Consider the following 8,732-nt stretch of genomic DNA (forward strand, 5'->3'; position numbering starts at 1 on the left):
GGAGCGGGCGGGTCGGTGACGACGACGAGGGCCACCACCGCCGAGACCACCGCCATCCCCAGGGGGACCGCGAAGGCCGCGCCCAGACCATGCGACTGCGCGAGGAGCGGCATGGACATCGCGGCGATCGCCGCGCCCAGCGGCTGGGACATCTGGCGGATCCCCATGGCCAGCCCGCGGCGGTGAGCCGGGAACCACCCCACCACGAGTCGTCCGCTCGCCGAGTTGCCCGACGCGGTGGCCGCGCCCGCGAGCAGCAGGAACGCCGCCAGGAACGCGAACGAGTCGGCGACCAGGGCGGCCGTCAGGGCCAGGGCCGTGCCGACCGATCCGGCGACCAGGACCAGCCTCTCCCCGGTGCGATCGACCAGCCAGCCCCAGGCGATGAGCGTCGAGGCCATCCCGATCGAGGGCATCGCGACCAGCACGCCCGCCCGCGGGAGCGAGAGCCCCACGACGGTGTGCAGGTGGGGGAGCAGGAACCCGACCCCCGCGATGAAGGCCGAACCGGACGCGGCGACGAACGTCGCCACCGCCAGCACCAGCCAGTGCCGCGCGGTCAGCTGCGTGCCACGCGGCGCGCCCTCGACCTCCTCCACCCCGTCCACCTGCCCGAGCCTAGGCCTGATCTCACAAAGTAGAAATCACTTCCCACTATATGGACTCGGGGAGGGGGCGGCTAGTTCACGTCGCCGTCGTTGACATAGGTGGCGTACAGCGGCAGAGGCATCTCCTGCCGGCGCAGCACGGCACCCCACACGTCCACCCGCGCGGGTGCGAGCAGGTCGCTCGGCAGGCTCGGGGCCACGTACCAGTCGCCGCGATCGAGTTCACCCTGCAACTGACCGGGCGCCCAGCCGGTGTAGCCGACGAACACCCGCATCCCGTCGACGTTGCCGCGGAGCTCGTCCGGATCGCTGTCCAGGTCAACCACGTGCACGCGACCCTCGATCCGCTGGAGGCCGGAGTTCTTCCCGCCGTCGACTCCCGATGCCAGCACCACCAGCGCGATCCCGGTGTCCGGCTTGACGGGTCCGCCGATGTGGAACACCGCCGGCGGTGCGCACAGCCCGGCCCAGGCCGGGAGGATGGTCTCCACCTCGGTCTCACTACGACGGGTGATCACCACCCCGAGCGAGCCGGAGTGGTCGTGTTCGATCACGTAGATGATCGCGCGCTGGAAGTTGGGGTCCGGCATGTCGGGCGCGGCGATGAGCAGCGACCCGGCGACCGGATCCCGCTTGTCCATCGCACTGTAGAGGCGGTCACCGAAGAGGCCGCCGCCACTCAGATCATCCGGGCCCGTGTCCATGCCCCCATGATGCCCCCGTCGTGGCCCACCCACATCCGCGTCCCCTCGATAGGGTCTCGCTACGGTGGCTCCTGTGACCTCACTGTCCGCCGAGCCGGCCGACCCGACGCGCGGCCGCCTGTCCGCGGCGTTGCGCGACTCCGACGGCCTCGGACGGCTGTCGACAGCGCGCCTGTCTGCCCTGCTGAGCGAGGGGATCCACCAGGCCGCCCTCGGGGGGATCGTCCTGTTCAGCCCGGAGGCCGCCACGACCCCGGCGGCGATCGCGGGCGGCTTCGCCGTGATGCTGCTGCCGTACTCGATTCTCGGCCCGTTCGCCGCCGCGGCCCTGGACCGCTGGGACCGGCGGATCGTGGTGGCCGTCGCCGCCCTGGTCAGGACCCTGGCGATCATCGCGACGATCGCGCTCGTGGCCGCCGGTGCCGTCCGCTCGGGGGCGGGGCTGGCGGCGCTGTTCGGCCTCTCCCTGGTGGCGATCGGCCTCGGCCGTCTGATCAACACCGGCATGACCGCCGCGATGCCCCGGGTGGTGCCCGACCGCATCCTCGCGGCCACCAACTCGGTGCTGGTCACGGTGGGGTCGGTCGTGACGGCGGTGGGTGCCGTGGCGGCGTTCGCGGTGCTGGCCGTGCTCGGCGCGGGGGACGCGGCGGTCTCGTTGACCCTCGTCCCCGCCGTCCTCACCGCCGTGATCGGGGCGTGGGCGGTCCTGGCCCTGCCGTCCCGGCACCTGGGGCCCGACGGCGGCGAGGCCGTCGGGCACCCCGGTGCCGGCGTGACCCGGGATGCCGTGGGCCTCTTCGCCGGCGGGCTTGCCGAGGGAGTCCGGGCCGCCCGCTCGACGCCCCTCGTCTGGGGCGCGTTGGCCGGCGTCACGCTCGGACGGGCCGCGTTCGGAATCACCACCATGCTGGCGATCCTGCTGCTGCGCGACGTGGAGACCACCGGCACGGGCGGCCCGGTCGTGGCCGGGATGGGCGGGTTCGGCCTGCTCTCCGCCGCCGTCGCCGCCGGGATGGGACTGGCCGCGGTGGTCACCCCGTGGGCCATCGCGCGCGCCCGCCGGATCCTCGTGGTGGCGGCCGGTGCGACGGTGTCGGCGGCCGCCCAGCTCGCGGTGGGCCCGACCCTCGATCCCACCCCGCTGGTCGTGGGGGCCGTGGCCCTCGGTCTGGGCGCCCAGGTGGTCAAGCTGGTGGCCGACAACGCCATGCAGACCGACGTCCCCGACGCCCGCCGCGGCGGCGTGTTCGCCCTGCAGGACGCGCTGTTCAACTCGGCGTTCGTCGTGGGCATGGTGGTGGTCCTGCCCGTCGTCCCCGCCGACGGCCGGTCCGTCACGCTCATGGTGGTCCCGGCCGCCCTGTACGCCGCCACCGCCCTCCTCGCGATGCTCATCGGAACCCGGTCAGGACCCCAGGCCGAGCGACCCGGCGGCCACCGAGCCGCCACCGACTGATCCTGCCCCGACCGAGCCGACTCCCACAGAGCCGCCGCCCACCGAGCCGACCCCCACAGAACCTCCGCCCACCGAGCCTCCGCCGACGGATCCGGCCGCGGCGGAGCCCACCGCGGCCGACCCGACACCCACCGCACCGGCGTCGAGGGAGCCGGTCGCGGACGGATCGATCGGCAGGGCCGCGTCGAGGTGACCGTCGCCGTCGACATCCGCGACCGAGAGCACCCCGCTGCCGGTGTCCAGGGTCAGCGACCCATCGGCCTCGAGCACCGGGGGAGCGGGCTCGGGGACGGTCCCCCCCTGCACCGGGCCGGCCGGAACCGGCGGAGGTGCAGGAGCCGGGGGAGCGGGCTCCGGCTCGATCACCGGGGGTGCCGACCACCGGGCCGACTCCGACTCGAGCGAACCGGGGTCGAGGGCACCGACCGCGTCCGCGAGCAACGCACCCCAGTCCGGCAGGCCGCCCAGCGCCTCCGACCCGGCGGACACCACCCCGTCCACGGATCCACCCGCCCCCGCCAGCAGCGACCCCGCGGCCAGGGAACCCCCGCCGACGGAACCTCCCCCGATCGACCCGACGCCCACCGACCCGACACCCACCGAGCCGCCTCCGACAGAACCTCCCCCGATCGAACCTCCGCCGACCGAGCCCGCGCCCACCGAACCGGCCGCGAGGGCGCCGGCGCCACCCGCGTAGGCGTTCCACACCCCGCGGTCCCCCTCGTCCGCGTAGACCTCCTGCCCGCCGGACCCCACATCGGTCACCGCCCGGTCGGCCAGCCCGTCGAGGTCCGAATCCCACAGTGCGTCGTCGGCGTACCCGTCGCCGTCGAAATCAAGCCACAGCGCGTCCGCCGCACCGGTCCCGAGGGTGAGGTCGGGCGCACCCTGCCACTGCGTCGGCTCACCGACGCCGTCTCCGAAGAAGTAGTCCATGCCGACGATCGTGTCGCGGGACGTGCCCCCACACCAGGTCGGTCGGACGATCTGTGGACAGCCGATCCGCTATCCACAGGCCGGGCCGTCGCTCTTGACAGGCCCGCTCAGCCGGCGGTGCGGCGCACGAACAGGGCCGGCCGAGCGGGGTCGGCGCCCAGGTCCGAGCCGCCGAGGCGCGCGGCCCGGAGGCCGACGACGACGAGGAAGACCAGCCCCCAGATCAGATAGGCGTTCCCCACCAGGTGCTCGAGCGGCCCCCAGCCGAGTTCGCGTCCGTCGCGGTGGGGGACCCACCACTGGGGCGCGCCCAGGAAGACCACGAGGCCACTGCAGGCCAGGGCGAGCCAGACCCGCTCGTCGTCGTCGTCACTCCTCGTGGCACGGTCCGCCCACACCAGCGTGAGCACGACGGCGGGCACCGCCCACACCCAGTGGTGTCCCCACGACACCGGCGAGCAGAACAACGCGACGTGACCCACGGCGACCGCGGCGGCGACCTCGTGGCCGCCGCGCAACAGGCGCCACGCCACCCAGGCGATCCCCAGCCCGACCAGGGCCGACACCACGAACCACACCACGGACGCGACCGGGTCCTCCACGCCGAGCCTGCGCACGACCCCGTTGACGGACTGGTTGGAGGTGAACGCCAGGCCGCCGATCCGGGCGGGATCCCGGATGGCGAACGTCCAGTAGCGCGCGGAGTCCTCGGGGGCGAGCAGGTGACCGATGCCGGTGAAGGCCAGCGCGGCGACCACCGCGGTCCCCAGCCCCCGCCAGTCCCGGCGCAGCAGGAAGTACAGCAGGAACACCGCGGGAGTGAGCTTGATGGCCATCGCCAGCCCGGTGAGGATTCCGCCCCACCAGCGGCCCCGACCCCGGATCACGTCCACCAGCACCAGGGCCATGAGGAACACGTTGACCTGGCCGAAGCCCAGGGTCTCGCGGACCGGTCCGAACCACAGGGCCACGGCCATCACCGCGACGGTGAGCCACCACAGCTCGCCGGCGGGTCGGTCGCACGTGCGGGTGAGGACGAGCTGCACCACGTACGCGAGCACGGCGATCGTGGCCAGCGTGATGATCGTCGACGCGACCGCCAGCGGGACCAGCGTGAACACCGAGAAGATCTGCGCGGAGAGCGGGGGATAGGTGAAGGGCAGGGTCATCCCCTGCGACAACCGGGGGAGTTCGCCGTAGAGGTCACCGCCGTCGCGGAACACCTGACCGCCGACGCGGTAGACGTCCAGGTCGATGCGGTACGGCGGCACCTGCTGGAGTCCCGGGAGACCGACGGTGTGCAGCAGCGTGCCGAGCAGCGTCAGGACGGCGGCGACGACCCTGCCGGCGGTCGAGGCGAGGTAGCGGTCGACCGCCCGGCCGATCACGACAGGTCGCCGTTCTGCCGGGTCGTGTTCAGGCCTGCCCACCAGCGGCGCAGCTCGGCCTCGGCCTCGTCCCGGTCCAGCGGCCCGCGGTCCAGGCGCAGCTCCTTGAGATACGCCCAGGCCCGACCGACGTCGGGGCCGGGTTTGAGGCCGAGGAGCGTCATGATCTCGTTTCCGTCGAGGTCCGGCCGGACCCGCGCGAGGTCCTCCTTCTCCTCGATCTCCGCGATGCGGTTCTCCAGCGAGTCGTAGGTCGCCCGGAGCGTGGCCGCGCGCCGCTTGTTGCGGGTGGTGCAGTCCGCGCGGACGAGACGGTGGAGCCGGGGAAGGAGGTCGCCGGCGTCGGAGGCGTAGCGCCGCACCGCCGAATCGGTCCACTGCCCCTCCCCGTAGCCGTGGAAACGGAGGTGGAGGAACACCAGGCCGGACACCTCCTCGATCATCTGGCGGGAGTACTTGAGCGTCCGCATCCGCTTGCGCACCATCTTCGCGCCCACCACCTCGTGGTGGTGGAACGTCACGCCGCCGCCCGGCTTGGCCGCGCGCGTGGCCGGCTTGCCCACGTCGTGCAGCAGCGCCGCCCAGCGCAGGACCAGGTCGGGCCCCTCGGGCTCGAGGTCGATCGCCTGCTTGAGGACGGTCAGCGAATGCCAGTACACGTCCTTGTGCTGCATGTGCTCGTCCCGCTCGAGCTTCATGCCGGGGACCTCGGGCAGCACGCGGTCGGCCAGGCCGGTCTCGCACAGCATGTTGATGCCGTCGATCGGGTAGTCGCCCAGCATGGTCTTGTCGAGCTCGGCGCGGATGCGTTCGACCGTGATCCGATCGATCTCGGCCGTCATCTCCGTCATCGCCCGGAAGACCCGCGGGGTGAGGGAGAACCCGAGCTGGGAGACGAACCGGCAGGCGCGGAGCATCCGCAGGGGGTCGTCGGCGAACGACTGCTCGGGGGCGGCCGGGGTGTCCAGGACTCCCGCCAGCAGCGCGTCCATGCCGCCCAGCGGGTCGACGAACTCGTGGCGGCCGTCCGGGTGCAGGCGCACGGCCATGGCGTTGACGGTGAAGTCACGGCGGACCAGGTCCCCGTCGAGGGTGTCGCCGAAGACCACCTCGGGGTTCCGGGTGACCCCGTCGTAGGAGTCCGCGCGGTAGGTGGTGATCTCGATCTGCTGCTCGACGCCCGCCCCGTCGCGCTTCACGGCGGAGAGCGTGCCGAACTCGATCCCGGTGTCCCACACCGTGTCCGCGTACGCATCGAGGATTCCCCGGACGGTGTCCGGGCGGGCATCGGTGGTGAAGTCCAGGTCCGTGCCGAGCCTCCCGAGCACCGCGTCGCGCACGCTGCCGCCCACCAGGTAGAGCTCGTGCCCGGCCTCGCCGAAGGCCGTCGCGAGCGGCGCCAGCACGTCGGCCAGCTCGTTGAGCGTGGTCTGGGCGCCCGCGAGGAGCCGAACCCGCCGCGTCTCCCGCTCCGCCGGGTCGGGCGGGGTGCCCGGCCCGTCCTGGATCCCGGAGAACACCGCGGAGTCGTGCCGGTCCGATGCGGCGCGGGGGTCTGGGAGCGGTCTGCGGGTTGTCACAGCGGAGACTTTACCGAGTCGGGCCGGCGGCCCCCGTGGCGTGCACTCACGCCCCTCGGCCCAGCCGGATGCGCTGCCCCTCCGGCTTACGCTGGCCGAGTGCCCGCGATGCGCATACCTGGGCTGGAGGAATGGACCATTCCGCCATCACAGGTCACGGGGCCAGCGCACCGACAGGCCAGCGGCACGCGGGCCGCGGCGGCAGCCCACGCGACGACCGCCGGGTCAGCCACCGGGCCCGGCCACCTTGGACCACAGCGACTCCACGGGCTCCACCTCCGGCGGCCCGGCCAGCAGCCCGCCCGACTCCGCGAGGTACGCCAGGTACGCGGGATTGCCGAGGAACTCCTGGGCCGCGGCCGCGTCGCGGTACTGCTGGAACACCAGTAGCACGTCGGGGTCGGCGTGGGACGCGCAGAGCACGTAGGCCTGATGACCGTCGTTGTCCCGCACGGCGTCGGGCATGTGCCTGCGCCACACCTCGACCAGCGCGTCCCGCCGGCCCGGCCTGGCCCGGTGGCGGAGGACCAGGGCATGGGGGACGGGACCTGAGCTCATGACGCGGACTCTAGCCGCGCCCGACGCCGGACACACTCGCGTGCGGCACGCCCACGATTCCGGAACCCGCCGCCCCGGCCGGTAGCATCGATGGGTGTCCGAAGCCGAACGCCCCGTCGAACCGCGCGCCAACTCGCCGCGGCGCCGACGGGCTCGTCGACCCGCCGGGCCCGGAGCCGACGGCCAGAACTCCGCAGGTCGGGGCGGCGGATCGGCGCAGAGTCCCGACGGCAAGCGGGCCACTCACAGCGACAAGAGCGCCACCACGCAGGGCTCGTCGGGCGGGCAGCACCAGCCGTCCACCCAGGCCGGCCCCCCCGGGGACGGTCAGGCCCGTCAGGGTCGCCGACGGCGTCGCGGGGGCCGGGGCGGACGGGGCGGTCGCGGGCAGGGCAGGACGCCCGACGCCCAGCGCCAGGAACCCGGCTCCCAGGCCAAGGACTCCACCCCGTCCACGCATACGGTCAAGTCCGGCGACGGGACCGCCGGTGCCACCTCCGCGCGCCAGGGTCCGCGGAATCCCCGGAATCAGAACCGGTCCGCCAGGCCGTCCGCGGGCCAGGCCTCGTCCGCCTCCACCTCCCGCGGCTCGGCACCGGGCAAGGCCGCCGCGAAGAACGCCGCCAAGTCGGGGTCGAAGCCGGGCGGCAAGCAGGGCGTGAAGGCGGGGGCGAAGGCCCCCGGCGGCAAGAACCCCCGCAGCGCGCGCGGGGGAGGGCGGCCTCCGCGCAACGGGCAGCGGCTGCGCACGGTGCTCGAGACCTCCGCGGGCGGACTGGTCCTCCGGGGACTCGCCGAGGCGGCCGCGGCGGGTGCCGAACCGGACCTGTCCCGCCTCGAGGTGGCGTTGATCGGGCGACTCGACAGGCGCAACCGCATGCTGTGGTCGATGCCCAAGGGCCACATCGAACCAGGGGAGACCGTCGCGGAGACCGCCCGGCGCGAGGTGCTCGAGGAGACGGGCGTCGACGGCACGGTGCTGGCCCCGCTCGGGACCATCGACTACTGGTTCGTCGCGGAGGGGCGCCGGATCCACAAGACCGTGCACCACCACCTGATCCGCTACGACCACGGCGAACTGTGCGACGAGGACCCGGAGATCACCGAGGTCGCCTGGGTGGCGTTCGACGATCTTCCCAGGCGCCTGGCCTACCCGGACGAGCGGCGGTTGGTGGAGTCGGCGCTCTCGCTCATCCCCGACCTGGCACGCGCCGAGCTCGCCGGTGAGGCCCCCGCGCCGCTGCCCTCGCAGATCGTGGATCCCTCCCGGCGCTCGGGGGGACCGGAACCGGTCCGACGCTCCGGCGCCGGTTCCCGGGAGAACCCCCGGGACCGAGACGATCGGCGCGGGGCCTCTCCGGAGGAGTCCGGGTCGTGAGTCGACGGCCGGGTGGGCGGCTCGTCCGGGCTGTCGTCCCGATGGCCGTGTGCGCGGCCCTGGCCGGGGTCCCGCTGTGGGGCGCGCCCCCGGTCCGCGCCATCACCCCGGAGCAGGCCGC

At 73.7% G+C, this 8,732-nt stretch carries 8 protein-coding genes; 2 read left to right on the forward strand and 6 right to left on the reverse strand.

The genetic code is table 11. The annotated features are described in order from the left end of the window. Both B4M60_RS01050 and B4M60_RS01055 read right to left on the reverse strand, forming a co-directional pair. The coding region (locus tag B4M60_RS01050; protein ID WP_291079508.1) for an MFS transporter at positions 1 to 608 on the reverse strand (608 nt) is incomplete at its 3' end. 71 nt (positions 609 to 679) lie between these two features. Continuing rightward, on the reverse strand, positions 680 to 1,312 hold the full coding sequence (locus tag B4M60_RS01055) for a YqgE/AlgH family protein (RefSeq protein ID WP_291079509.1): 633 nt from the start codon (positions 1,310 to 1,312) through the stop codon (positions 680 to 682). Positions 1,313 to 1,385: 73 nt separating this feature from the next. On the opposite strand from B4M60_RS01055, the gene B4M60_RS01060 reads away from it, so the two are divergent. Next, on the forward strand, positions 1,386 to 2,771 hold the full coding sequence (locus B4M60_RS01060; protein WP_291079510.1) for a hypothetical protein: 1,386 nt from the start codon (positions 1,386 to 1,388) through the stop codon (positions 2,769 to 2,771). Here the strand turns inward: B4M60_RS01060 and B4M60_RS01065 are convergent. From B4M60_RS01065 to B4M60_RS01080, 4 genes are all read right to left on the reverse strand, one after another. Next, positions 2,721 to 3,707 (reverse strand): hypothetical protein, encoded by a 987-nt coding sequence (locus B4M60_RS01065; RefSeq protein WP_291079511.1) that lies wholly within the window; start codon positions 3,705 to 3,707, stop codon positions 2,721 to 2,723. The two genes, B4M60_RS01060 and B4M60_RS01065, sit on opposite strands and share 51 nt — an antisense overlap. A 107-nt stretch (positions 3,708 to 3,814) precedes the next feature. Further along, a complete protein-coding gene (locus tag B4M60_RS01070; RefSeq protein ID WP_291079512.1) occupies positions 3,815 to 5,095 on the reverse strand; it encodes a glycosyltransferase 87 family protein in 1,281 nt (426 codons plus the stop codon). Next, entirely contained in the window at positions 5,092 to 6,615 is a 1,524-nt protein-coding gene (locus B4M60_RS01075) for a CCA tRNA nucleotidyltransferase (protein ID WP_291079523.1), read from the reverse strand. Before B4M60_RS01075 ends, B4M60_RS01070 begins: the two co-directional genes overlap by 4 nt. Positions 6,616 to 6,900: 285 nt before the next feature. Then, positions 6,901 to 7,233 carry a putative quinol monooxygenase gene (locus B4M60_RS01080; RefSeq protein WP_291079513.1) on the reverse strand — a complete coding sequence of 111 codons (333 nt, stop codon included), beginning with the start codon at positions 7,231 to 7,233 and terminating at the stop codon, positions 6,901 to 6,903. 94 nt (positions 7,234 to 7,327) lie between these two features. On the opposite strand from B4M60_RS01080, the gene B4M60_RS01085 reads away from it, so the two are divergent. After that, a complete protein-coding gene (locus B4M60_RS01085) occupies positions 7,328 to 8,611 on the forward strand; it encodes an NUDIX hydrolase (protein ID WP_291079514.1) in 1,284 nt (427 codons plus the stop codon). Positions 8,612 to 8,732 lie beyond the last annotated feature (121 nt).

The sequence above is a fragment of the Dietzia sp. UBA5065 genome (genome assembly GCA_002415925.1).
Lineage (GTDB): Bacteria > Actinomycetota > Actinomycetes > Mycobacteriales > Mycobacteriaceae > Dietzia.

Bases quoted from the DNA above. Each gene is read 5' to 3' on its own strand.
- B4M60_RS01065 (WP_291079511.1), bottom strand. From the start codon at position 3,707: ATGGACTACTTCTTCGGAGACGGCGTCGGTGAGCCGACGCAGTGGCAG.
- B4M60_RS01080 (WP_291079513.1), bottom strand. From the start codon at position 7,233: ATGAGCTCAGGTCCCGTCCCCCATGCCCTGGTCCTCCGCCACCGGGCC.
- B4M60_RS01055 (WP_291079509.1), bottom strand. From the start codon at position 1,312: ATGGACACGGGCCCGGATGATCTGAGTGGCGGCGGCCTCTTCGGTGAC.